This window comes from Providencia sp. Me31A, from assembly GCF_050487165.1.
Lineage (GTDB): Bacteria > Pseudomonadota > Gammaproteobacteria > Enterobacterales > Enterobacteriaceae > Providencia.
This window is the reverse complement of the sequence record NZ_JBKQGZ010000013.1, coordinates 1-24,037: the sequence shown is the minus strand read 5'-3', so window position 1 is coordinate 24,037 and position 24,037 is coordinate 1. Positions and strand designations below refer to the sequence as shown.

Genomic DNA, 24,037 nt, shown 5'->3' with positions numbered 1-24,037 from the left:
TTCGATGAGTGATAATCATACTCTGAATATAGAAGAAATCTTAGAACTGCTTCCGCACCGTTACCCATTCCTTCTGGTTGACCGTGTATTGGATTTTGAAAAAGGCAAATCTTTACGTGCAGTAAAAAATGTCTCTTTTAACGAGCCATTTTTTCAAGGTCACTTCCCAGGTAAACCAATTTTCCCTGGCGTGTTAATTTTAGAAGCAATGGCTCAAGCTACAGGTATCCTTGCATTTAAAAGCGTCGGTAAATTAGAACCAGGCGAATTGTATTATTTTGCGGCAATTGATAACGCACGTTTTAAGCGTCCTGTCTTGCCTGGGGATCAAATGGTATTAGAAGTTGAATTTATCAAAGAACGTCGCGGAGTTGCACGTTTTAAAGGTGTTGCCAAAGTTGATGGAGAAGTGGCCTGCGAAGCAGAAATGATGTGCGCCCGTCGCCGTGAGGTCTGATATGATTGACAATACTGCCCATATTCATCCGTCATCTATCGTTGAAGATGGCGCCATTATTGGAGCCAATGTACGGGTTGGCCCTTTTTGCTATATTGGTGCGAATGTAGAAATTGGTGAAGGCACTGAATTAAAATCTCACGTTGTTGTCAACGGCCATACAAAAATTGGTCGAGATAATGTGATTTTCCAGTTCGCATCCATTGGTGAAGTTAACCAAGATCTTAAATACCAAGGTGAGCCAACGCGAGTTGAAATTGGTGATCGCAACCGTATTCGAGAAAGCGTCACTATCCATCGCGGTACAATCCAAGATACAGGACTCACTCAAGTGGGTAACGATAATTTGCTGATGGTGAATGTGCATATTGCTCATGATTGTATCATTGGAAACCGTTGCATCATTGCAAATAACGGGACATTAGGTGGTCATGTAACACTTGGCGATTTCGCAATTATTGGCGGAATGACCGCAGTACACCAATTTTGTAAAATTGGCGCTCACGTCATGGTCGGGGGCTGTTCTGGTGTAGCTCAAGATGTGCCGCCATATGTTATTGCTCAAGGGAATCACGCAACGCCATTTGGTTTAAACCTTGAAGGGTTAAAACGTCGTGGCTTTGAGAAAGATACACTGCATGCTATTCGTAATGCTTATAAAGTGCTATATCGTTCAGGTAAGTCTTTAGAGGAAGCTCGAGAAGAAATTGCCGAAATGGCAAAAGTGAATGATCAGGTAAAAGTATTTAGTGATTTCTTAGAAGATTCTGCACAGTCTAAGCGCGGAATTATCCGCTAATCTCTATTGTGAGAGGTTAGCGAGTCTAGGCCTTTATTAAGGAGCGAATTTCGGTGAATAGCAACCGTCCACTTACTATTGGCCTTGTTGCCGGGGAAACGTCTGGCGATATCCTTGGTGCGGGTCTGATCCGTGCACTTAAGGAGCAAGTACCAGATGCGCATTTTGTTGGCGTAGCTGGCCCCTTGATGCAAGCTGAAGGTTGTGAAGCTTGGTATGAAATGGAAGAACTGGCGGTGATGGGGGTTGTTGAAGTCCTCGGTCGCTTGCCTCGCCTATTATCTATTCGTAAAGACCTCACTGCACGTTTTGCCCAGTTACAGCCTGATATTTTTGTGGGTATCGATGCGCCTGATTTTAATATCACCTTAGAAGGGCGATTGAAGTCAAAAGGCATCAAGACTATTCATTACGTTAGCCCATCAGTTTGGGCATGGCGTCAAAAACGGGTATTTAAAATCGGTCGCTCAACTAACTTAGTATTGGCTTTTCTGCCATTTGAAAAAGCGTTTTATGATCGTTTTAATGTGCCTTGTCGTTTTATCGGTCATACAATGGCCGATGCTATCCCACTAATCCCTGATAAACAAGCAGCGAGAGCGCGTTTAGGGATACCTGAAGGGGTAAAATGCTTAGCATTATTGCCAGGAAGTCGCCATTCAGAAGTGGAAATGTTGAGTGCTGATTTCTTAAATACCGCGAAAATTTTACAGCATAAGTTTTCTGATCTGCACATTGTTGTGCCTTTAGTGAATGAAAAGCGTCGCCAGCAGTTTGAGGCTATCAGGCAAACCATAGCCCCTGAATTACACCTTCATATTTTAGATGGTCAGGCTCGTGATGCGATGATTGCAGCGGATGCCACCTTGTTAGCATCGGGTACCGCTGCGCTTGAATGCATGTTAACAAAGTGCCCAATGGTTGTTGGGTATCGCATGAAACCCTTTACTTTCTGGTTAGCGAAACGACTAATAAAAACACCTTATGTTTCATTGCCTAACTTGTTGGCAGGAAAAGAAATCGTCAAAGAATTATTGCAAGAAGAATGCCAACCAGAGCAACTTGCCCAGCAATTGATTCCGTTATTGGAAGGTGGCGAGTTAGTTGAGCATTTGAAACAGACCTTTTTGCAATTACACCAACTTATTCGCTGTGATGCAGATAAACAAGCTGCTCAAGCAGTACTCGATTTGGTTAGAAATTAATGGAATTTGTATACCCGAAAGCACATTTAATTGCTGGCGTCGATGAAGTAGGGCGTGGTCCCTTAGTCGGCGCAGTAGTGACTGCCGCAGTGATCTTAGATCCTAACAATCCTATTGCAGGGTTAGCGGACTCGAAGAAACTCACAGAAAAAAAACGTGAGAAATTATTTAATGAAATTCAGGAAAAAGCGTTGTGCTGGTGTATTGGCCGTGCAGAACCTGAGGAAATTGATGAACTAAACATCCTACACGCCACGATGTTAGCTATGCAACGCGCAGTTGAGGGATTATCTATTGTTCCTGATTATGTTTTAATTGATGGCAACCGTTGCCCTAAACTCTCTATGCCTTCACAAGCCGTTGTGAAAGGGGATAGCCTAGTACAAGAAATTAGTGCGGCGTCGATATTGGCAAAAGTGTTTAGAGACAGAGAAATGATTGAGTTAGATGAAAGCTTTCCTGAATACGGCTTTGCAAAGCATAAAGGTTATCCAACGGCATATCATTTAGAAAAATTAGCGCAATATGGCGCAACTGAATTCCATCGTAAAAGCTTTGCTCCAGTCAGGAGAGCTTTGGATATGAAAGAATAGGTGTAAAGACGATGGCTGCTCCTCGTTTTATTCATTTACGCGTCCACAGTGACTACTCAATGATAGATGGACTGGCAAAAACCGGTCCATTAGTCAAAAAAGTCGCAGCTATGGGGATGCCCGCTTTTGCGATTACAGACTTCACTAACCTATGTGGGCTAGTTAGGTTCTATGGTGCTGCCCACAGTGCAGGTATCAAACCCATCATTGGTGCAGACTTTTATGTGGAAAGTGAATTATTAGGTGAAGAAGTCGCTCATCTAACGATTTTGGCTCGTAATAATGAAGGCTATCAAAACTTAACATTATTGATTTCGGAGGCCTATCAAAAAGGCTATGGGGCGATTGGTCCGACTATCCAACGAGATTGGTTAGCGAAACATAAAGAAGGTTTAATTATACTCTCAGGTGGGCGTAAAGGCGATGTTGGTCAGTTTCTTTTAAGAGGTAATCAAACATTAGTTGATGAATGCCTTGAGTTTTATGAAACACATTTTCCCGATTGCTATTATTTAGAGTTAGTCAGAACGGGCCGCCCTGATGAAGAAAGTTATCTACATGCGGCGGTCGAGTTAGCGACTAAAAAAGGTCTTCCCGTTGTTGCCACCAACGAAGTCTGCTTTATTGAAAGTAGTGATTTTGATGCCCATGAAATCCGCGTTGCTATCCACGATGGCTTCACTCTCGCTGATCCGAAAAGACCAAAAAATTATAGCCCTCAGCAATATTTACGTTCTGAAGAAGAGATGTGTGAGCTATTTGCCGACATCCCTGAAGCATTGGAAAACAGTGTAGAGATTGCTAAGCGTTGTAACGTCACTATTCGTCTTGGTGAATACTTCTTACCGCAATTCCCGACAGGGAATATGAAAACTGAAGACTTCTTGGTTCAACGGTCAAAAGAAGGGTTGGAAGAGCGCCTTGAATTTTTATTCCCTGATGAGAAGGTGCGAGCAGAAAAACGGCCTGAGTATGATGAGCGTTTAGATATTGAACTAAACGTGATTAACCAAATGGGCTTCCCTGGGTACTTCTTGATCGTGATGGAATTTATCCAGTGGTCAAAAGATAATGGCGTACCTGTTGGTCCGGGACGAGGTTCCGGTGCGGGTTCTTTGGTGGCATATGCCCTTAAAATTACGGATCTTGACCCGCTTGAATTCGACTTGCTTTTTGAGCGATTTTTGAATCCTGAGCGTGTTTCAATGCCTGACTTTGACGTCGACTTCTGTATGGAAAAACGCGACCAAGTTATTGATCACGTGGCGCAAATGTATGGGCGAGATGCTGTTTCACAGATCATTACTTTCGGTACGATGGCGGCAAAAGCGGTTATTCGTGATGTTGGGCGTGTTCTTGGGCATCCTTATGGTTTCGTGGATAGAATATCGAAATTAGTGCCACCAGATCCCGGTATGACTCTGGAAAAAGCGTTTGAAGCGGAACCCCAACTGCCTGAAATTTATGAGGCGGATGAAGAGGTTAAAGCGCTTATTGATATGGCGCGTAAGCTTGAAGGTGTGACGCGAAACGCAGGGAAACACGCGGGTGGTGTGGTTATCGCACCGACTAAAATTACTGACTTTGCGCCATTATATTGTGATGCAGAAGGGAACAACCCCGTCACTCAGTTCGATAAAAACGACGTTGAATATGCAGGGCTAGTAAAATTCGACTTCCTTGGTTTACGTACGCTGACCATCATCAACTGGGCATTGGAGATGATCAATGCTCGCCGAACTAAGAAAAATTTAGAACCGATTGATATTGCAGCTATCCCATTACACGATCAAAAAAGCTTTGATATGTTGCAACGTTCCGAAACAACCGCGGTATTCCAGTTGGAGTCCCGAGGAATGAAGGACTTGATCAAGCGGTTACGACCTGACTGCTTTGAGGACATGATCGCACTTGTGGCACTTTTCCGTCCAGGGCCACTGCAATCAGGGATGGTAGATAACTTTATTGACCGTAAGCACGGTCGTGAAGAAATTTCTTATCCTGATGTCGAATGGCAACATGAATCGTTAAAACCTGTTCTAGAGCCGACGTATGGTATTATTTTATACCAAGAACAGGTCATGCAGATTGCTCAGGTTCTTGCAGGTTATACCCTAGGTGGCGCAGATATGCTGCGCCGTGCTATGGGGAAAAAGAAACCGGAAGAGATGGCCAAACAACGTTCTGTTTTTGAAGAGGGTGCAATCAAAAACGGGATTGATGGCGAACTAGCGATGAAAATCTTTGACTTGGTAGAGAAATTTGCTGGTTATGGGTTTAACAAATCGCACTCAGCGGCTTATGCATTAGTTTCATACCAAACTTTGTGGTTAAAAGCTCATTATCCGGCTGAATTTATGGCTGCGGTAATGACCGCTGATATGGATAATACCGAAAAAGTTGTTGGTTTAGTTGACGAATGCTGGCGAATGGGCTTAAAAGTATTACCGCCAGATATCAATAGTGGGCTTTATCACTTCCATGTGAATGATGATGGTGAGATAGTTTACGGTATTGGTGCTATCAAAGGTGTGGGAGAAGGGCCGATTGAAGCCATTGTAGAGGCTCGTCAGCAGGGGGGGATATTTAAAGAAATTTTTGATCTTTGTGCTCGTGTCGATATCAAAAAAATTAACCGTCGTGTGATGGAAAAATTAATTATGGCTGGGGCATTTGACCGCCTAGGCCCTCATCGCGCAGCCTTGATGTCTTCCCTTGAAGACGCGCTCAAAGCGGCAGATCAACACGCTAAAGCAGAGGCAATTGGCCAAGCAGATATGTTTGGGGTGTTAGCTGAAGCCCCTGAGCAGGTTGAAAGCTCCTATGCCAGTGTGCCGAAATGGCCTGAGCAAGTGGTATTGGATGGAGAGAGAGAAACCCTAGGGTTATATTTAACGGGGCATCCAATAACACGGTACTTAAGCGAAATAGAACGTTATACTAACGGACTTAGGTTAAAAGATGTGAACCCGACCCCTCGTGGTCAAGTGACAACTGTGGTAGGTTTAGTTCTTTCAGCCAAAGTGATCACAACCAAGCGCGGTAATAGAATTGGTATTTGTACGCTTGATGATCGTTCCGGTCGTCTGGATATTATGCTATTTTCAGATGCTCTCGATAAATACCAGCATATGCTGGAAAAAGACAACATCCTGATAGCCACCGGTCAGGTCAGCTTTGATGATTTTAATGGTGGTAATAAAATGACAGTGCGTGAGTTAATGGATATTAGTGAAGCAAGGGAAAAATATGCGCGGGGGCTTGCGATTTCACTGTCAGATAAACAAATTAACGATCAATTGCTGAACCGGCTTCGCAATACACTTGAACCTCATCGTTCAGGTACGATACCGGTTCATTTGTATTACCAGAAGGATGATGCCAGAGCTAAGCTTAAATTTGGCGTTGTTTGGCGTGTGACACCCGTGGATCTCCTTCTGAACGATCTTCGAACTCTGCTGGGTAGTGAGCAGGTAGAATTAGAATTTGACTAAAATAGGAATATTATGAGTCTGGATTTTCTTGATTTTGAACAGCCGATCGCAGAATTAGAGGCGAAAATTGATTCTCTAACAGCGGTTAGCCGTCAAGATAACAATTTAGAAGTCAACCTAGATGAAGAGGTTGCTCGTTTACGTGAAAAAAGTGTTGAATTGACACGTAAAATTTTCTCTGATCTGGGGGCTTGGCAAATTGCTAAACTCGCTCGTCACCCACGTCGTCCCTATACATTGGACTATATTTCTCGCATTTTTACTGATTTCCAAGAACTAGCGGGTGATCGTGCTTATGCAGATGATAAAGCCATTGTCGGTGGTATGGCGCGCTTAGATGGTCGCCCTGTGATGATTATTGGTCACCAGAAAGGGCGTGAAACCAAAGAAAAAATCCGTCGTAATTTTGGTATGCCAGCCCCTGAAGGTTACCGCAAGGCATTACGCCTGATGGAGATGGCTGAGCGTTTTAACCTCCCTATTATTACATTCATCGACACGCCGGGCGCATACCCAGGGGTAGGTGCGGAAGAGCGTGGTCAATCAGAAGCGATTGCACGTAATTTACGTGAAATGTCCCGTTTATCGGTTCCAGTAATTTGTACTGTTATTGGGGAAGGCGGTTCGGGTGGTGCTTTAGCCATTGGTGTCGGTGATAAAGTGAATATGCTGCAATACAGCACCTATTCTGTTATTTCGCCAGAAGGCTGCGCATCCATTTTGTGGAAAAGCGCAGATAAAGCGCCGTTAGCTGCTGAAGCAATGGGGATCACTGCTCCTCGCCTTAAAGAACTGAAGCTCATTGATAATGTGATACCTGAGCCTTTAGGCGGCGCACATCGTAATTATGATGAAATTGCAGAGCATCTAAAAGCACGTATTATTGAAGACTTGAACGAATTAGAAGTGTTAGATGGTGAAGCGCTGAAGAATCGTCGCTATCAACGTTTAATGGAATACGGTTACTGCTAATTGTTAACCTGTCATGAGTAAAAAAAACGGGAGTTTGCATTTGCCAGCTCCCGTTTTTTATTGTGAATATAGCGACATGTTGAGGTTCATATAGTTATCTGTATAAAACCAAAAAATAGGAACCCAATTGAGACAATTTAATTATTTAGTGTATGCCTTTATTTGTGTGTTGATATGGAGCTTTATTCCTATTGTGTCTCGGCTTGGGCAAGAGGGGATGGACAGCTTCCAATTTCTATTTTGGTCAAATCTGATTTCTGCGATAGCAGTAACTATAGTCGCTCTAGTTTCGGGTTATAAAATAACGAAATTGTTTATTTTACCTCGACGTATTTTGAGCAAAATTTTTGTACTAGGCTTCCTTGATTGTTTATTCTATTTATTATTGTACTACGGCTATTCCATCGAAAATGGCATTGCCGTGTTAGTTATTCAATATAGCTGGCCATTAATTATTATTTTACTGTCAGTGGTGTTATTAAAAGATCAGTTAGCTAGTCGGCAAATCGTTGGCATTGTTATTGGGTTTATTGCCGTGATAATTACCTTCACTAAAGGACAACTAACGCAGTTGCAAGTAGAAAATCCAACTGCGTTATTATTAGTCTTTAGCGGCGCTTTTTGTTTTGCACTAATGTCTGTTTTTTCTCGGCAGTATTCGATTGATCCTTATATTAGTACAGTCTGGCTATTCATCTTTTCTACACTGACTTCATTTGTGTTGCTGATATTGTTTAGCGAAATACAGTTGCCATCAAAAGCTGCCTTTTGGCCAACGTTGATTAATGGCATTTTAATTAACGGCATTTCGTATATTTTATGGTTTAAAGCGATGAATACAGGACATTCCGCAAAAATTGCTTCTGTCGTGTTTTTGTCTCCCGTATTATCGGTGCTCTGGTTAGTACTAATTTTTAGTGATCCTTTTGAAATCGCCTATATTATAGGGGTATTACTTGTGATCACTTCTGGTATTTTATGTGTCGGTATAAAAGGAAATGTCAGGAATCGTGAGTAGAGGTAGGTTAACGGTGCAGCAATCAAACATCATCATTGAACGTATTCGCAACAAAATACAAGGTTTTGAGCAGCTATTGGTCGGTTTTAGTGGTGGCATTGATTCTACTGTACTATTGCATGCTCTCTACCAAATCAAAAATAGCACAAATCCGTTACTTCAAATCCGCGCAATTCATGTTCACCATGGGTTAAATCAAAAAGCAAATGTTTGGGAGCAACATTGTGCTCAGCTTTGCTCTCAATGGGACATTCCTTTTATTTGTCGACATGTGATTGTTGATCCGAGCCAGAAAGGGATTGAAGCTGCCGCACGGGATGCACGTTATCAAGCTTACCGTGAAGAATTGGGGAACAATGAATTGCTAGTCACGGCTCAACACCTTGATGATCAAGCAGAAACTTTTATGTTGGCGCTTAAGCGAGGTAGTGGCCCCGCAGGGTTGTCATCTATGCCTGAATTGTCACCGTTTATGGCGCTGAATGGGGCAACATGGTTATTGCGGCCGTTACTTTCGACACCTCGCGCTGAATTAGAAACTTATATGCAGGAAAACCAGCTCACATGGGTTGAGGACGATAGTAATCAAGATGATCGCTACGATCGCAATTTCTTACGTCTACATATTATGCCTGCATTAGTTGAACGCTGGCCTCATTTCTCAAATGCTGTCGCTCGTAGCGCAGCTTTATGCGCTGAGCAAGAAAGTCTACTTGATGAACTCCTAAAAGAAACGTTAGATGAGATCGTGGATTATCGAGGAGGGTTATTCATTGATGATTTACGCAATTACTCCTCGGCGAAGCGTAATGCTCTTATCCGCCGTTGGATTGGGCTTCATCAATTACCGATGCCACCTTTTAATCAATTAGAACGAATTTGGCAAGAGGTTGCTCTTGCAAGAGCAGATGCCGAACCAATCTGTCGGTTGGGTGAATATGAAGTTCGCCGCTATCAAGAAGCATTATGGATTATTAAGCGTATAAATAGTTTATCAAATCAAAAATTTGTATGGCAATATCCCGAACCTTTTCAATTACCAGAGTCTCTTGGCATTCTCTACGTTATGGATGGCCAAGGGCAAATAAGGCCACCACAACTTGATGAAGCAGTAACTGTGCGTTTTGGGCTAAAAGGCACATTGAATATCGTGGGGCGGCACCGTTCTCGAAGCAGTAAAAAAATATGGCAAGAATTGGGGGTTGCTCCTTGGATGCGTGAGCGTGTGCCATTAATTTATTACAACGAGCAGCTCATTACCGCGGTAGGGTGCTTTATAACTCCTGAAGGGTTGGTTGATGAGACGTCATTTGGCATGGCCATTGATTGGCAACAAGTGAGTGAGTTTAAGGCACTTGTTTAAGACTTAAATAGAAAACCCCTTATAACTGTGATCATCATAAGGGGCACTGAAGGACTCAAAATTGTGAGTTTAATGAGAGTGGTCGACAACAATCGTGCCGATTTCTGGATGACTGAAGGAGTTAATGCAATCCAGTCGTAGCTCCTTGGTTCCTTCATGTGTCTCAACAATCAGGTACTCGACTTTTTTTCGTAGGAGTAAATCACTGGCTTGCCCTTCAATATTCTCGCCGCCATTGAGTTTGATCTGTAACTTCAACTGACGCTGGCATGCAATTTCAAGGTATTCGTAATCATCACAATTGATAGGTTGATATTCAGTATCTGTAGACATATTCCCTCACCACTGTGTTAGTGGCGGTTATTGCCGCCTTGAACATGTTGTACCAAGCAATAAGTGCTTAATAGGATAATAGCATAGTAACTTTAATAACTATAATCTCAGCCGTCTGAAAAAGACAATTCTTATTCATCAAGTTAATGTATTACATATTTTATCAGTTATGTCCTAATTTTCTTATGCTCTACGTTTTTTTGTGTCTTGCAATGTTATTATGACTTTATCAGTTAACGAGTCAAAACATATGGTTTTAAGGTACTTATAATGAAAAAAACACTAATTTTAGTATTAATGGCGGTTGGCGCGGTAACGCTGGCGGGCTGCCAAAGTGGCACGAAAAAGGCACAAACAGTACCTGTAGATAGAGTTTATAGTGGGGTTTTACCATGCGCAGATTGTTCTGGTATTGAAGCTACATTGTTGCTCCAACAAGATGGTAGTTATGTTGAACAGTTAGTTTATTTAGACACCAAGGATGGCAGTAGGTCGTTCCATGATTCAGGTAAATGGAATATTGAAGGTAATAAATTAAGGATGACTAATCCAAAAGGTGAAAGTACGTACTTCTCACAATCTGCGGATGAGCAATCAGTGACTTTACTTGATTTAGAAGGCAACTTAATTGAAACGCAGCTGAACTATACGTTAGAAAGAGTTAAACCAAGTAAGAAAGCGGGTCAGTATCGTTATATGGCAGATGCCGCGGTATTCACTGAATGTGAAAGTGGTCGTCAATATACCGCATCGGGTCTTGAATTAGAAAAAGCGTATAGTAAGACTGGTGTTGATGGCGGTACCCCTGTATATGTTGAGGTGGAAGGTTATTATACGGTTCGCCCTTCAATGGAAGATGGCCAGTTTGATTCTGCCTTGGTGCAAACTGGTAAAATTAATTTTGATAAAACCGCTTCTTGCAAATAATCTTAGATTATTCATTTCGACTGAAAGGCTCAACAGACGTTGGGCCTTTTCTTTTTTCAAGCCACTAAAACACCAACTAAAAACCGCTATTGCTCATCAGAGGTGGTAGCTTTCTCTTCTTTGATATCAATATAACTTTTTTATTGACGAAAAATATTTGTATAAATGTGAAGGTGGTCATAACGACAGGTCAATAAGAAACAATTATTACTTACATTGGAATATCGTAGATTCAGGTAGGGCAGTATACTCAATTCAACTAGAGATAATTTTTATCTTTAGTTTATAAAATTAAAATTGCTGTAAGTATGTAAAAAAATTTATAAATCACAGCGGTAATAGAACAATAGAACAAATCAAAGGATAAGTAATGAAAAAGAAAAATATCTACCTATTTTGTTCTGCCGGAATGTCTACCTCACTACTAGTTAACAAAATGAGACTACAGGCAGAAAAATACGATGTGCCCGTCAATATTGAAGCTTTTCCTGAAAGTTTAGTGGCAGAAAAAGGAGTGGATGCTGATTTAGTATTACTCGGACCACAAATTGCTTGGATGTTATCCGATATTCAAAAATTATTACCAAATAAACCTGTTGAAGTGATTGATTCACTCTTGTACGGCAAAGTTGATGGATTGGGTGTTCTGAAAGCTGCCGTTGCAACGATTAAAAAACATACCGCAAGTTAATATTAGAGAGCAACTGGCTACCTCTACTAAATAATAAATAACTCCATCATATTAATGCTATCGCTAAAATATAGCTGATTAAGAATGGAGGATGCTCAAAAAAATCGAGGGTATTTTTATGAGTCATGTTATCACTTCACTTGAAAAGGTACTCCTCCCATTCGCAGTTAGATTGGGAAAGCAACCTCATGTTAATGCAATAAAGAATGGTTTTATTCGAATTATGCCGCTGACCTTAGTTGGCGCGATGTTTGTACTTATTAATAACGTTTTTCTTAGCTTTGATACAGGTTCTTTTTTTTATTCTTTAGGGGTTCGTTTAGAACCATCAACAATCGAAACCTTAAATGGTTTTAAAGCAATAGGAGGAAACATTTATAACGGGACACTCGGCATCATGTCTCTAATGGCACCGTTCTTTATCGCTATGGCATTAGCTGAAGAACGCAAAGTCGACCCGTTAGCGGCGGGTTTACTTGCTGTGGCATCTTTTATGACGGTGACCCCTTATGATGTCAATGGAGACTATGCCGTTGGTGCGAATTGGTTAGGAGGGGCAAATATTATCTCAGGGATTATTTTAGGGTTAATTGTCGCTGAGATGTTTGCTTTTATTGTTCGTCGTAATTGGGTTATCAAATTACCAGATAGCGTTCCACCTTCTGTTTCCCGCTCATTCTCTGCACTTATTCCAGGCTTTATTATTTTGTCAGTAATGGGAATTGTGTCATGGGCGCTTTCTAGCGGCATTAGTACTAACTTCCATCAGATTATTATGGATACCGTCTCGACACCGCTTGCGTCAATGGGAAACGTTGTAGGCTGGGCCTATGTGGTATTCACATCATTACTTTGGTTCTTTGGTATTCATGGTTCATTAGCACTGACCGCATTAGATAGCGGAATTATGACACCGTGGGCATTGGAAAACGTTTCTCTATATGCTCAGTACGGTTCGGTAGACGCAGCTATTGCAGCGGGTAAATCATTCCATCTGTGGGCTAAACCTATGCTTGACTCCTATGTATTCTTAGGTGGCACAGGGGCGACATTGGGATTGATTATTGCGATTTTCATCGCTTCACGTCGTGCAGATCATCGTCAAGTCGCTAAATTAGCATTGCCAGCAGGTATATTCCAAATTAACGAACCGATTATTTTTGGATTACCAATTATTATGAACCCTGTAATGTTCATACCATTTATTCTTATTCAGCCTTTATTAGCGGGAATTATGGTCGCAGCATATTCATTAGGAATAATCCCACCAGTGACAAATATTGCTCCGTGGACGATGCCTACAGGTTTGGCTGCGTTCTTTAATACTAACGGTAGTATTGCAGCTCTGTTACTTGCCTTATTTAATCTTGGTGTTGCTGTATTGGTTTACCTTCCGTTTGTCGTAATTTCTAACAAAGCGCAAAATACGATAGATGAAGAAGAAAGTGAAGAAGATATTGCGAACGCCCTTAAGTTTTAAAGTATGGAGGAGCTTGCTCCTCTCATTAAAGTAGGAATAAAAACATGTTTGAACTTGATGGTATCCAAGAAGATGCAGCTAATGAACTAGAAGAAGTTGTTATGGGGCTGATTATTAATGCGGGGCAAGCAAGAAGTTTAGCGTATACCGCGTTAAGAAAAGCGAAAGAAGGCGATTTTACGACAGCAAAAAATTTAATGGAACAATCACATGTTTCATTGAACGAAGCTCATAAAGTACAAACTCAATTGATTGAAAGTGATATGGGTGAGGGACGAATTAAAGTTAGTTTAGTTCTCGTCCATGCTCAAGATCATTTAATGAATGCAATGTTAGCCCGGGAATTAATTACTGAATTAATTGAGTTGCATGAAAAACTAAATCATTAGAGAGGGGAACGTGATGCAGACACTGATTAATAGAACCGATACTAATGCTGATATTAAATTAGTTCAAGAAAGTGAACTCTTTAATAATAAAACCTTTCATGTCTTTATTTATAATAAAGTTGAGAGTGCAAGTGGACTGCATCAACACGATTATTATGAATATATGATTGTTTTAACTGGTCGTTGTTATCAAATAATCAATGGTAAAAAAGTTTTATTAGAGCGTGGAGATTTTGTTTTTCTACCAATTGGGTCTTATCATGAAAGTGCCTATGAATTTGGACCAACAAGAGTATTAAATGTTGGGATCAGCAAATCTTTCTTTGATAAACATTACCTACCATTATTGCCAATTTGTTTTGTAGCATCTCAAAGTTATCAATTAAAAAATGAATTTATGGCTTATATAGAATCTGTTGTTGCTTCATTAAATTTTCGTGATAGCGAGTTTAATGAATTTATTGAATTAGTTACTTTTAATGTCGTTAATAGATTACGCCATTTTCGTGAAAAAAGTATGCGAGATGATGCACCGCAATGGCTTAAAAGCACCTTGGAAGAAATGCATGATATCTCAATGTTTAGTGAGAGTGCATTACAAAATATGATCACGATGACAGGAAAATCACAAGAGTATTTGACTCGAGCAACAAAACGTTACTATGGTAAAACACCAATGCAAATTATTAATGATATAAGAATTAATTTTGCTAAAAAACAATTAGAAATAACCAATTATTCAATTACCGATATTGCATTCGAGTCAGGCTATAGTAGTCCAAGTTTGTTTGTGAAAAAATTTAAAGAATTAACATCATTAACACCAAGTGATTATAGGAAGAATCTATTCAGTGTTGAACAGAAAATGGTAGGTTAATTTTTTATCTAAACAAGCTTTTATTTTCTAGGGAAATCTAGCACAACCATCTTTATACCAAAGATGGTGTGCTTTTCTATATTCATTTTATAAGGTTTAATGAGGTTAATATGACTCAGAAGTTAAAAGTGGTCACCATTGGTGGTGGGAGTAGTTATACTCCAGAACTATTAGAAGGTTTTATTAAGCGTTATCATGAGTTGCCAATTACTGAACTTTGGTTAGTCGATGTTGAGGAGGGCAAAGAAAAGTTAGATATTATTTTTGATTTGTGCCAGCGTATGGTGAAACATGCCAATATCCCACTAAAAATATTTAAAACATTAGATAGAAGGGAAGCACTCAAAGATGCAAATTTTGTGACGACTCAATTAAGAGTTGGGCAATTAAAAGCTCGTGAATTAGATGAATCAATTCCATTAAAACATGGATATTTGGGGCAGGAAACTAACGGCGCTGGTGGGCTGTTTAAAGGGTTGCGCACCATTCCTGTTATTTTTGATATTATTAAAGATGTTGAAGAAATTTGTCCAGATGCATGGGTGATTAACTTTACTAATCCAGCTGGGATGGTAACTGAAGCAGTATATCGCCATACTAATTTCAAACGTTTTATTGGTGTGTGTAATATCCCAATTGGTATGAAAATGTTTATCACAGATGTTCTTAAATTGTCTGATAAAGATGAGCTTTCTATCGACTTATTTGGCTTAAACCATATGGTCTTTATTAAAGATGTGATAGTCAATGGGGTATCTCGTTTTGATGAACTACTAGACGGTATTGCTTCAGGTACATTAAGCGCAAACTCAGTAAAAAATATTACTGACCTTCCTTTTGAAGAAGGACTTATTAGAGGTTTAAAACTGATCCCTTGCTCCTACCTATTATACTATTTTAAACCTAAAGAAATGTTAGCAATAGAGCTTGGCGAATATTACAAAGGTGGAGCTCGAGCACAAATAGTACAAAAAGTAGAGCATCAACTTTTTGAGCTTTATAAAGATCCGTCATTAGATGTGAAGCCAAAAGAGCTTGAATTAAGAGGGGGAGCTTATTATTCGGATGCAGCTTGTGAGGTGATCAACGCAATCTATAATAACAAAAATACAGAGCATTATGTCAATATCCCACATTGTGGACATATTGATAACATTCCAAGAGATTGGTCAGTTGAAATGACCTGTATATTGGGACGAGATGGTGCAAAGCCTCATCCAAGAGTTACTCATTTTGATGATAAGGTTCTTGGGTTAATTTATACACTGAAAAATTTTGAGATAGCGACTAGCCGTGCAGCAATGAATGGTGAATTCAATGATGTCTTATTAGCAATGAATTTGAATCCATTAATTCATTCAGATAAAGATGCGCGCTTAATTTCGAAAGAACTATTAATTGCTCATAAAAAATACCTGCCTCAGTTTGATAAAGCAATACAACAGTTAGAGCAGGAAAAGTAAATATGGCAGTTTGTAGATGACATAAAGGAAATAAAGATGTCTTCATTACTGATTGTGAATGCTGATGATTTTGGACTATGCCGAGCAGTTAATTATGGCATCATTGAGTCTCATCGCAGTGGTATTGTTAATTCCACTACGGCAATGATGAATATGCCTGCAATATCGGATGCCGCTAAATTAAGTCATGATTATCCTAATTTATCGGTAGGGATGCATTTTGTTTTGACCGCAGGTCAGCCATTTTCATCGATGCCATCTCTTAGCCGTGATGGCCTACTTGGCAAATGGCTATGGGATATTACTCCAAGTGAATTACCACTGAATGAAATTGAAGAAGAGCTAAATCTACAATATCAAAAATTTCTTGAAGTTTTTGGTTGCAAGCCAAGCCATATTGATAGCCATCACCATGTACACATGATTGAAGGCATTTTTCCTATAGTGGTTAATTTTGCACAGGAAAAAGGTGTGGCATTACGAGTTGATCGTCAATTAGAAAAAAATTGGCTTCCATTATCATATCAAGTAGCAAGTACAGATTCTTTTAGTAGTGAATTTTATGGTGATGAAATTAGTGAATCATTATTTTTGCAGATATTAGATAATGCAAAGCAGCGAGGAAATCATTCTGTGGAGGTCATGAGCCATCCTGCATTCATTGATAATGCATTATTAAAAAGTAATTATGCCTACCCACGTTTGAACGAATTAGATGTATTGACGTCAGAGAATTTAAAGGCGCAAATACTAGAACGTGGATTTAAGATTGGTTCATATCGAGATATTTAAAAAATAGCCCAGCGTCAATAATTACATAACGTTGGGCTATCACTTTGCTTATATCGTTTAGCGAGCCGCTAATTTCGCTTTTAAGAAACTAACCACATTATCAAGGCCGACAAGGTCTTTATCATCATTTCGACGTGACTTATATTCAACTTGGTTATTATCTAAATTGCGGTCACCGATAACGATAGTATAAGGTACACCAATCAGTTCCATATCAGCAAACATCACACCAGGGCGCTCTTTGCGGTCATCAAAAATGACATCAATACCATTTGCTTTTAAATCAGCATACAGTTTTTCTGCAACTTCTTTAACGCGATAAGATTTGTGCATATTCATCGGCAAAATGGCAACTTGGAAAGGCGCAATTGCATCAGGCCAAATAATTCCGCGCTCGTCGTGGCTTTGTTCAATCGCTGCTGCGACGATACGGGTTACACCAATACCGTAACAGCCCATTGTTACGATCTGATTATGGCCTTCTTCATTCTGTACAGAGGCTTTCATTGCTTCAGAATATTTGGTACCTAATTGGAAAATATGGCCTACTTCGATACCGCGTTTAATTTGCAGGATACCTTTGCCATCAGGGCTTGGATCGCCATTAACCACGTTACGTAAGTCAAAAGTTTCTGGGGTTGGAAGGTCACGTTCCCAGTTAATACCAAAATAGTGCTTACCATCGATATTTGCACCTGCACCAAAGTCACTCATAACCGCCACACTACGATCGATAATGATAGGTAATGGCATGTTTACAGGGCCTAAAGATCCAGGGCCAGCATTGACTGCTTTTCTGATTTCTTCTTCAGAAGCAAATTCAAGCGGACTAGCCACTAAAGGGTGTTTTTCAGCTTTGATTTCATTCAGTTCATGGTCACCGCGGATCAATAGGGCAACTAGTGTATGGCCAGAATCTTTTTTAGCATGAACAATTAATGTTTTGACAGTCTTTTCAATGGGTAAGTTAAATTGTTCAACTAGTTCAGCAATAGTTTTCGCATTTGGGGTATCCACTAAACGCATTTCTTCTGTTGCTGAGCCTCGTGGTGTAGATGGTGCAACCGCTTCAGCAAACTCAATGTTAGCTGCAAAATCAGATTCAGTTGAGAAAACGACATCATCTTCGCCACTTTTTGCTAATACTTGGAACTCGTGAGATGCACTACCACCAATTGAACCTGTATCAGCTTGAACTGCGCGGAAATCAAAGCCAATGCGCGTGAAAATTTTGCTGTACGCTTCATACATTGCGTCGTAAGTTTCTTGTAACGACTCTTGATTGATGTGGAAAGAGTAAGCATCTTTCATAATAAACTCACGTGAACGCATAACACCAAAACGTGGGCGAACTTCGTCACGGAATTTAGTCTGAATTTGGAATAAATTCAGAGGTAATTGTTTGTAAGATGTGATTTCGTTACGCACTAAGTCGGTGATCACTTCTTCATGGGTTGGGCCAAGTACAAATGGGCGCTCACCACGGTCAACAAAACGCAGTAACTCAGGACCATACTGTTCCCAACGTCCACTTTCTTGCCATAAATCTGCGGGTTGAACTACGGGTAAAGATACCTCGATAGCACCTGCATTTTCCATTTCTTCACGCACGATAGTTTCTACTTTACGCAGAACACGTACGCCAGTGGGTAACCAGTCATACAGACCAGAAGCAAGTTTACGGATCATTCCTGCACGCAGCATCAGCTGGTGGCTGATAACTTCTGCATCCGCAGGGGTCTCTTTTAGAGTTGAGAGCAGATATTTGCTAGTACGCATTGTATAGGTTCCATTAGAACAACAAATTATGGCAAGCCGCTTGCTTACCTATGTATATAGAGAGCTAGTCTACCAGTGACTGACACTCGCCAAAAGGGGTTAGTACGTTTTTTCGTACGGTTCGATAGCGAATACTTCAGTCACACCATTTATTACTCGCCAGCGAATATTAAAATCTAATAAATGGACGGCATAGTCACGAATTTCAGTAGATTGTTTTTTATAAGCGGGACGAGGGTCTTGCATTAATACTTGTTCAATAAACTGTTTCAAGCCAGGATATTTTCTCTGATAAGAACTTAATAAGGCCAGAACCTGTGCAGTAAATAAAACTTGCATATCATCTGAAGGGACGTCTTGTGCGTAACCCGCTGTTGCGGTTGGCAAGGCTTCAGCAAAAGGTAAATAAGGTTTGATATCAACAACAGGGGTGCCATCAACCAGATCTAGACTGCCAAGATCAAGAGTAACTTGATTGTTTCTAACTGAAATACCTTTCAATTCAACAAGAGACATACCTATAGGGTTTGGTCGAAATGTTGAACGTGTAGCAAAGACTCCCATTTTTTTGTTACCACCAAGACGAGGAGGGCGAACTAAAGGTTTCCAACCGCCTTGCATTGTTTGATGAAAGACAAACAGCACCCAAATATGGCTGAATTGTTCAAGGCCTCGAACTGTATTTGGGTCATTAAAAGGAGGATGGAGATATAGGCGTCCGGCACCACCTGAAACAAGACCAGGCTGGCGCGGGATGGCAAACTTTTCTTTGTAAGGGGATTCTATGTGCCCAATTACATCAAACTGAAAAGATTGCATACGACGATTATTCAACAATTTGTAATGCGCTACCTTCACAAATTGTTGCCTGATAACAACCAGGTGAGGTCATTGTCTGGCATTGATGTAAAAGTACCGCATCAGCAGCAATATAAGCTGCTTGAGTTAACATACTATTTTTAGCCGAATTCATATTTGCCGGAGGACTTTGAACGCTTTCTCGGCAGGATTCACCAGATACAATGCCTAGATCCTTGAAAGGCATACCTAACAATTCTTCAGGACTATTCATTAATTTAACGTTTGCAGTCTCTGGTTCAGACACACTAGGTACAGGTTTAGACAATTTCATACTAGTGAAACCTTTGTTTTGCCCTGGACTTGTGTATTGGTTAATTCCACACCCAGCTAAAGTGAAAGTTGCCAAGGTGAGCAATAACAGTCTCATAAGTTATACCTTTCTTATATGATTCAAAATAATATCGTTTTTTTTATTGTCTATAAATTGCAAAAAATACTAGACGGCATTAAGCCGTCTAGTATTTTAATCGTTTTTTTACTAATAAAAAAGGTTACCAGCCTTTAACTGCTCCACCATCAAAGACTTCATTAGCTTTATTTGCCACTTCATCAGATTGATATGCTTGAATAAATTTCTTCACATTCTCGCTATCTTTATTGTCTTCACGAGCAACAATAATATTTACATACGGAGAATCTTTATCTTCAACAAACAAACCATCTTTAGATGGGGTTAATTTAGGTGTTGCACTGCTTGCCCAAGTTGTATTGATAATCGCTAATGCAATTTTTTGATCATCTAAAGCACGAGGCAATTGAGGCGCTTCTAATTCAACGAATTTAAGATTTTTTGGATTTTCTACAACATCCAAGACAGTTGGCATTAAACCCGTGCCATCTTTTAATTTAATTAAACCTTGTTGTTGTAATAATAGTAATGAACGACCTAAGTTAGTTGGATCATTAGGTAATGCAACTTGTGAACCGTCCTCTAACTCATCAACAGATTTGATTTTTTTAGAGTAAGCGGCGATTGGGTAAATAAATGTATTGCCAACAGGCACTAATTTATAGTTACGGTCTTTAATTTGTTGGTCAAGGTATGGTTTGTGCTGGAATGCATTTAAATCGATATCGCCTTTGCTTAAAGCTTCGTTTGGTAATACGAAATCATTAAATGACACTAATTCGACATCTAAACCATATTTATCTTTAGCAACTTTTTGTGCAACTTCAGCAACTTCTAATTCTTTGCCCATAATCACACCAACTTTAATGCTGTTTGCATCTTTTTCTTTTTCGCCACATCCTGTAAGAACAAGAGTGCCTAATAGCGCGCCGACAACTGCGATAGATTTTAATTTAATAGACATTGGTATACCCCTTTAAACGAACTTTATAAGCACCTTAACGGCGCAGCTATTTTACTAACTATCGATGTGAAACTTTTTTCATTAAGTATTCGCCACCAAATTGAATAACGTTTACTAAAATGACAAGAAGAACAATAACGGTATTCATCACAACAGGGTTATAGGTTTGATAACCATATTGTAGTGCTATTTGACCTAAACCACCGGCACCCACTGCTCCACCCATAGCAGAATATCCAACCAACATAATTAAGGTGATCGTTGCAGCGTTAATTAAGCTTGGTAATGCTTCAGGAATTAAAATCTTGCGAATAATCTGAAGCGGAGTTGCTCCCATCGCGCGAGCTGATTCAATTAAACCGCTTGGAATTTCTAATAACGCATTTTCAACCATACGTGCAATAAACGGCGCGGCTCCAATCGTTAAAGGTACGATAGCTGCTTTTAAACCAATAGTGGTGCCAACAAGAAATGACGTTAATGGAATAATCCAAACCAGTAAAATAATAAATGGTACTGAACGGAAAATATTAACAACAACTGCAAGGGCTCGATATAAGCCAATATTTTCCATAACTTGGTCTTTGCGCGTAATGTAGAGCAACACCCCTAAAGGTAAACCTAAAACAAAACCTAAAAAGCCAGAAACAAAGGTCATTGTGATAGTGTCAATTGTGCCGTTAATCAGCAGATAAATCATTCTCTCAGACATAACCCAAAACCTCTACTTTCACGTGGTGCTCTTTCAAAAATGCAATTGTGGAATCAACACCACCATTGACGCCATGTAACTCAGCTAGCATCACGCCAAATTTTACGCCACCGGCGTAGTCAATTTGTGAACTTAAGATATTAATATCAATATCAAATTTACGTACCGCCATTGAAATTAAAGGTGCATCAACAGATTGACCTGTAAACTCTAATTTTAACAATGGTGATAAATCGTTATCCTGCTCGTTTTTTAAGCGTTCTTTGTAATCGTCCGGTATGTCAATTACTAAAGTAGATTGGATAAATGCTTGAGCGACAGGTGTTTTCGGGTGAGAGAAAACTTCACTAACTTTATCTTGCTCAATTAACTGACCACCACTAATCACAGCGACTTGGTCGCAAATACGTTTCACAACATCCATTTCATGCGTAATCAACAAGATAGTTAAACCTAAACGGCGGTTAATATCTTTTAATAACTCAAGTATTGAGCGTGTTGTTGCTGGGTCTAATGCACTTGTTGCTTCATCACATAATAATACTTTCGGTGAATTCGCTAATGCGCGTGCAATTGCAACTCGTTGCTTTTGTCCACCAGAAAGATTTGCAGGATAAGCATCTTTTTTTTCACTTAACCCAACTAAATCAAGTAATTCATTAACACGCTCTTTGATTTTTTCTTTAGGCGTATTATCTAGTTCTAAAGGAAGTGCGATGTTATCAAAGACAGTACGTGAAGATAACAGGTTAAAGTGTTGGAAAATCATGCCAATACCACGGCGTGCTCTCGTTAACGCTTTCTCTGTCATTGTTGTTAAGTCTTGTCCATCAACAATAACTTGGCCTGAGGTTGGACGCTCAAGCATATTCACACAACGAATGAGCGTACTTTTACCTGCACCTGAAGCACCGATAACGCCATATATCTGACCAGCAGGAACATGCAAGCTAATATCAGTTAGTGCTTGAATGCTACGGCTTCCTTGCTGGAAAACTTTATTAATATTTGAGAGCTTTATCATTTATATTTTCTAACTTTTATCTGAATTGTTCTTTAGATAGTGTATCTAATACCGTTGGATGTTAAGGCGTCTAGACGTCTAAGTCAATAAAGATTGTTTTATTTATTCTATTCTCATTTTTTTTCTTTTCGTGAGATACTAAAAAGATATTAAATTTGAGGAGTAAACAGGTGAGTAAAGGGATTCCAGCAGTCTTTTTAGATAGAGACGGCACAATTAATATCGATCATGGCTATGTTCATCAAATCGATGATTTCGAATTTATCGAAGGTTCAATTGAGGCAATGGCTGAATTAAAGAAAATGGGCTATGCACTAGTTGTGGTAACTAACCAGTCTGGTATTGGTCGTGGTATTTATGCAGAAGACCAATTTATGCAACTGACAGAATGGATGGATTGGTCACTTGCTGACAGAGGTGTGGACTTAGACGGTATTTACTTTTGTCCTCATCATCCTGATGCTGAAGTTAAAGAATATCGCCAAGAGTGCAATTGTCGTAAGCCAAAGCCAGGAATGTTATTAGATGCACAATCATTTTTAAATATTGATATGGCTTCTTCTATCATGGTGGGTGATAAACTTGCTGATATACAAGCAGGTAAAGCGGCTAAAGTTGGTATGACGGTATTAGTAAAAAGTGGTGAAACGGTAACAGATGAAGCAATAAATAATGCTGATCTTGTTATTAGTAGTATTGCAGAGTTACCGGAAGCTTTAAAAAGAATCAATAAATAGTCGTTTTGGGTGAAAGCTAAGCAGTTGGGAAAAAAAATCAAAAAAACACTTGCCAGATTTTTCTGACCCCCTATAATGCGCCACCACTGACCGGGAACAAGACAACGCAAAGCGCGATGAACACTGAAACGGCAGCGAGAGATTCTGAAAAGAAAAAGCAAAAAAAATGCTTGACTCTCACAGAGGAACGCGTAATATACGCCACCTCGCGACAACGACCTAAGTTAATAAAAACTGAGTCGAATTTCCAAAAGAAATGTCGCAACGCTCTTTAACAATTTATCAGACAATCTGTGTGGGCACTCACAGGACACTATCAAAAAAATATTTGATTTTAAGTCTTGAAGAGTGACTAACACGTTAATTCATATATATGAACTAATAGGTAATTTGGTTTCTTCGGAAATCAAACGACAGTAAACATTCTTTGAGCATCAAACACTTTTAATTGAAGAGTTTGATCATGGCTCAGATTGAACGCTGGCGGCAGGCCTAACACATGCAAGTCGAGCGGTAACAGGGGAAGCTTGCTTCTCGCTGACGAGCGGCGGACGGGTGAGTAATGTATGGGGATCTGCCCGATAGAGGGGGATAACTACTGGAAACGGTAGCTAATACCGCATAATCTCTTAGGAGCAAAGCAGGGGAACTTCGGTCCTTGCGCTATCGGATGAACCCATATGGGATTAGCTAGTAGGTGAGGTAATGGCTCACCTAGGCGACGATCCCTAGCTGGTCTGAGAGGATGATCAGCCACA

The 24,037-nt window shown here is 40.0% G+C and carries 23 protein-coding genes and 1 rRNA gene; 17 read left to right on the top strand and 7 right to left on the bottom strand.

Annotated elements, in window-relative coordinates; translation table 11 throughout:
- Positions 1-4: 4 nt before the first annotated feature.
- From fabZ to tilS, 8 genes are all read left to right on the top strand, one after another.
- Entirely contained in the window at positions 5-457 is a 453-nt protein-coding gene (gene fabZ, locus ACLPIE_RS12255; RefSeq protein WP_430261957.1) for a 3-hydroxyacyl-ACP dehydratase FabZ, read from the top strand.
- A 1-nt stretch (position 458) separates the two neighbouring features.
- The gene (gene lpxA / locus ACLPIE_RS12250) at positions 459-1,256 is read left to right on the top strand and encodes an acyl-ACP--UDP-N-acetylglucosamine O-acyltransferase (RefSeq protein ID WP_430261955.1); all 798 of its coding nucleotides are present in this window, start codon (positions 459-461) and stop codon (positions 1,254-1,256) included.
- Positions 1,257-1,303: 47 nt separating this feature from the next.
- Positions 1,304-2,461: a lipid-A-disaccharide synthase gene (gene lpxB, locus ACLPIE_RS12245; RefSeq protein ID WP_430262116.1), complete on the top strand. Its 1,158-nt coding sequence runs from the start codon at positions 1,304-1,306 to the stop codon at positions 2,459-2,461.
- Positions 2,461-3,054: a ribonuclease HII gene (rnhB, locus tag ACLPIE_RS12240; RefSeq protein ID WP_430261953.1), complete on the top strand. Its 594-nt coding sequence runs from the start codon at positions 2,461-2,463 to the stop codon at positions 3,052-3,054. Before lpxB ends, rnhB begins: the two co-directional genes overlap by 1 nt.
- Positions 3,055-3,065: 11 nt before the next feature.
- Complete coding sequence (dnaE, locus tag ACLPIE_RS12235; protein WP_430261951.1) at positions 3,066-6,548, top strand: DNA polymerase III subunit alpha; 3,483 nt, start codon at positions 3,066-3,068, stop codon at positions 6,546-6,548.
- Positions 6,549-6,560: 12 nt separating this feature from the next.
- Entirely contained in the window at positions 6,561-7,520 is a 960-nt protein-coding gene (gene accA, locus ACLPIE_RS12230) for an acetyl-CoA carboxylase carboxyl transferase subunit alpha (protein ID WP_430261949.1), read from the top strand.
- A gap of 127 nt (positions 7,521-7,647) precedes the next feature.
- On the top strand, positions 7,648-8,538 hold the full coding sequence (locus ACLPIE_RS12225; RefSeq protein WP_430261947.1) for a DMT family transporter: 891 nt from the start codon (positions 7,648-7,650) through the stop codon (positions 8,536-8,538).
- 13 nt (positions 8,539-8,551) lie between these two features.
- Positions 8,552-9,901 (top strand): tRNA lysidine(34) synthetase TilS, encoded by a 1,350-nt coding sequence (gene tilS, locus ACLPIE_RS12220; protein WP_430262115.1) that lies wholly within the window; start codon positions 8,552-8,554, stop codon positions 9,899-9,901.
- Between the two features lie 69 nt (positions 9,902-9,970).
- On the opposite strand, the gene rof is transcribed toward tilS, so the two are convergent.
- On the bottom strand, positions 9,971-10,234 hold the full coding sequence (rof, locus tag ACLPIE_RS12215; RefSeq protein ID WP_430261945.1) for a Rho-binding antiterminator: 264 nt from the start codon (positions 10,232-10,234) through the stop codon (positions 9,971-9,973).
- Between the two features lie 270 nt (positions 10,235-10,504).
- On the opposite strand from rof, the gene nlpE reads away from it, so the two are divergent.
- From nlpE to chbG, 7 genes are all read left to right on the top strand, one after another.
- Positions 10,505-11,161, top strand: coding sequence for an envelope stress response activation lipoprotein NlpE (gene nlpE, locus ACLPIE_RS12210; protein ID WP_430261943.1), 657 nt, complete (start codon positions 10,505-10,507; stop codon positions 11,159-11,161).
- 370 nt (positions 11,162-11,531) lie between these two features.
- Positions 11,532-11,852, top strand: coding sequence for a PTS sugar transporter subunit IIB (locus tag ACLPIE_RS12205; protein ID WP_430261941.1), 321 nt, complete (start codon positions 11,532-11,534; stop codon positions 11,850-11,852).
- A 118-nt stretch (positions 11,853-11,970) separates the two neighbouring features.
- On the top strand, positions 11,971-13,332 hold the full coding sequence (gene chbC / locus ACLPIE_RS12200; protein WP_430261939.1) for a PTS N,N'-diacetylchitobiose transporter subunit IIC: 1,362 nt from the start codon (positions 11,971-11,973) through the stop codon (positions 13,330-13,332).
- A gap of 44 nt (positions 13,333-13,376) precedes the next feature.
- Positions 13,377-13,721 carry a PTS N,N'-diacetylchitobiose transporter subunit IIA gene (gene chbA, locus ACLPIE_RS12195; RefSeq protein WP_430261937.1) on the top strand — a complete coding sequence of 115 codons (345 nt, stop codon included), beginning with the start codon at positions 13,377-13,379 and terminating at the stop codon, positions 13,719-13,721.
- Between the two features lie 13 nt (positions 13,722-13,734).
- Positions 13,735-14,598, top strand: coding sequence for a transcriptional regulator ChbR (gene chbR / locus ACLPIE_RS12190; RefSeq protein WP_430261936.1), 864 nt, complete (start codon positions 13,735-13,737; stop codon positions 14,596-14,598).
- A gap of 110 nt (positions 14,599-14,708) precedes the next feature.
- On the top strand, positions 14,709-16,061 hold the full coding sequence (locus ACLPIE_RS12185; protein ID WP_430261935.1) for a 6-phospho-beta-glucosidase: 1,353 nt from the start codon (positions 14,709-14,711) through the stop codon (positions 16,059-16,061).
- Between the two features lie 36 nt (positions 16,062-16,097).
- Complete coding sequence (gene chbG, locus ACLPIE_RS12180) at positions 16,098-16,853, top strand: chitin disaccharide deacetylase (protein WP_430261933.1); 756 nt, start codon at positions 16,098-16,100, stop codon at positions 16,851-16,853.
- Between the two features lie 57 nt (positions 16,854-16,910).
- On the opposite strand, the gene proS is transcribed toward chbG, so the two are convergent.
- From proS to metN, 6 genes are all read right to left on the bottom strand, one after another.
- On the bottom strand, positions 16,911-18,632 hold the full coding sequence (gene proS, locus ACLPIE_RS12175) for a proline--tRNA ligase (RefSeq protein WP_430261931.1): 1,722 nt from the start codon (positions 18,630-18,632) through the stop codon (positions 16,911-16,913).
- Positions 18,633-18,731: 99 nt separating this feature from the next.
- Positions 18,732-19,451, bottom strand: a complete 720-nt coding sequence (gene tsaA / locus ACLPIE_RS12170) for a tRNA (N6-threonylcarbamoyladenosine(37)-N6)-methyltransferase TrmO (protein ID WP_430262113.1) — start codon at positions 19,449-19,451, stop codon at positions 18,732-18,734.
- A 7-nt stretch (positions 19,452-19,458) separates the two neighbouring features.
- Positions 19,459-19,860 (bottom strand): Rcs stress response system protein RcsF, encoded by a 402-nt coding sequence (gene rcsF, locus ACLPIE_RS12165; protein ID WP_430261929.1) that lies wholly within the window; start codon positions 19,858-19,860, stop codon positions 19,459-19,461.
- A gap of 124 nt (positions 19,861-19,984) precedes the next feature.
- Positions 19,985-20,806 (bottom strand): MetQ/NlpA family lipoprotein, encoded by an 822-nt coding sequence (locus ACLPIE_RS12160; RefSeq protein ID WP_430261927.1) that lies wholly within the window; start codon positions 20,804-20,806, stop codon positions 19,985-19,987.
- 58 nt (positions 20,807-20,864) lie between these two features.
- Positions 20,865-21,518: a methionine ABC transporter permease MetI gene (gene metI / locus ACLPIE_RS12155; RefSeq protein ID WP_430261925.1), complete on the bottom strand. Its 654-nt coding sequence runs from the start codon at positions 21,516-21,518 to the stop codon at positions 20,865-20,867.
- Complete coding sequence (gene metN, locus ACLPIE_RS12150; RefSeq protein ID WP_430261923.1) at positions 21,511-22,542, bottom strand: methionine ABC transporter ATP-binding protein MetN; 1,032 nt, start codon at positions 22,540-22,542, stop codon at positions 21,511-21,513. The genes metI and metN overlap by 8 nt, the downstream gene beginning before the upstream one ends.
- A gap of 170 nt (positions 22,543-22,712) precedes the next feature.
- Here metN and gmhB point away from each other — a divergent pair, with 170 nt between their 5' ends.
- Both gmhB and ACLPIE_RS12140 read left to right on the top strand, forming a co-directional pair.
- Positions 22,713-23,279 carry a D-glycero-beta-D-manno-heptose 1,7-bisphosphate 7-phosphatase gene (gene gmhB / locus ACLPIE_RS12145; protein WP_430261921.1) on the top strand — a complete coding sequence of 189 codons (567 nt, stop codon included), beginning with the start codon at positions 22,713-22,715 and terminating at the stop codon, positions 23,277-23,279.
- A 445-nt stretch (positions 23,280-23,724) separates the two neighbouring features.
- Positions 23,725-24,037 (top strand): 16S ribosomal RNA (locus ACLPIE_RS12140); the annotation flags it as partial.

Bases quoted from the DNA above. Each gene is read 5' to 3' on its own strand.
- fabZ (WP_430261957.1), top strand. From the start codon at position 5: ATGAGTGATAATCATACTCTGAATATAGAAGAAATCTTAGAACTGCTT.
- lpxA (WP_430261955.1), top strand. From the start codon at position 459: ATGATTGACAATACTGCCCATATTCATCCGTCATCTATCGTTGAAGAT.
- rnhB (WP_430261953.1), top strand. From the start codon at position 2,461: ATGGAATTTGTATACCCGAAAGCACATTTAATTGCTGGCGTCGATGAA.
- dnaE (WP_430261951.1), top strand. From the start codon at position 3,066: ATGGCTGCTCCTCGTTTTATTCATTTACGCGTCCACAGTGACTACTCA.
- accA (WP_430261949.1), top strand. From the start codon at position 6,561: ATGAGTCTGGATTTTCTTGATTTTGAACAGCCGATCGCAGAATTAGAG.
- rof (WP_430261945.1), bottom strand. From the start codon at position 10,234: ATGTCTACAGATACTGAATATCAACCTATCAATTGTGATGATTACGAA.
- nlpE (WP_430261943.1), top strand. From the start codon at position 10,505: ATGAAAAAAACACTAATTTTAGTATTAATGGCGGTTGGCGCGGTAACG.
- ACLPIE_RS12205 (WP_430261941.1), top strand. From the start codon at position 11,532: ATGAAAAAGAAAAATATCTACCTATTTTGTTCTGCCGGAATGTCTACC.
- chbC (WP_430261939.1), top strand. From the start codon at position 11,971: ATGAGTCATGTTATCACTTCACTTGAAAAGGTACTCCTCCCATTCGCA.
- chbA (WP_430261937.1), top strand. From the start codon at position 13,377: ATGTTTGAACTTGATGGTATCCAAGAAGATGCAGCTAATGAACTAGAA.
- chbR (WP_430261936.1), top strand. From the start codon at position 13,735: ATGCAGACACTGATTAATAGAACCGATACTAATGCTGATATTAAATTA.
- ACLPIE_RS12185 (WP_430261935.1), top strand. From the start codon at position 14,709: ATGACTCAGAAGTTAAAAGTGGTCACCATTGGTGGTGGGAGTAGTTAT.
- chbG (WP_430261933.1), top strand. From the start codon at position 16,098: ATGTCTTCATTACTGATTGTGAATGCTGATGATTTTGGACTATGCCGA.
- proS (WP_430261931.1), bottom strand. From the start codon at position 18,632: ATGCGTACTAGCAAATATCTGCTCTCAACTCTAAAAGAGACCCCTGCG.
- tsaA (WP_430262113.1), bottom strand. From the start codon at position 19,451: ATGCAATCTTTTCAGTTTGATGTAATTGGGCACATAGAATCCCCTTAC.
- rcsF (WP_430261929.1), bottom strand. From the start codon at position 19,860: ATGAGACTGTTATTGCTCACCTTGGCAACTTTCACTTTAGCTGGGTGT.
- ACLPIE_RS12160 (WP_430261927.1), bottom strand. From the start codon at position 20,806: ATGTCTATTAAATTAAAATCTATCGCAGTTGTCGGCGCGCTATTAGGC.
- metI (WP_430261925.1), bottom strand. From the start codon at position 21,518: ATGTCTGAGAGAATGATTTATCTGCTGATTAACGGCACAATTGACACT.
- metN (WP_430261923.1), bottom strand. From the start codon at position 22,542: ATGATAAAGCTCTCAAATATTAATAAAGTTTTCCAGCAAGGAAGCCGT.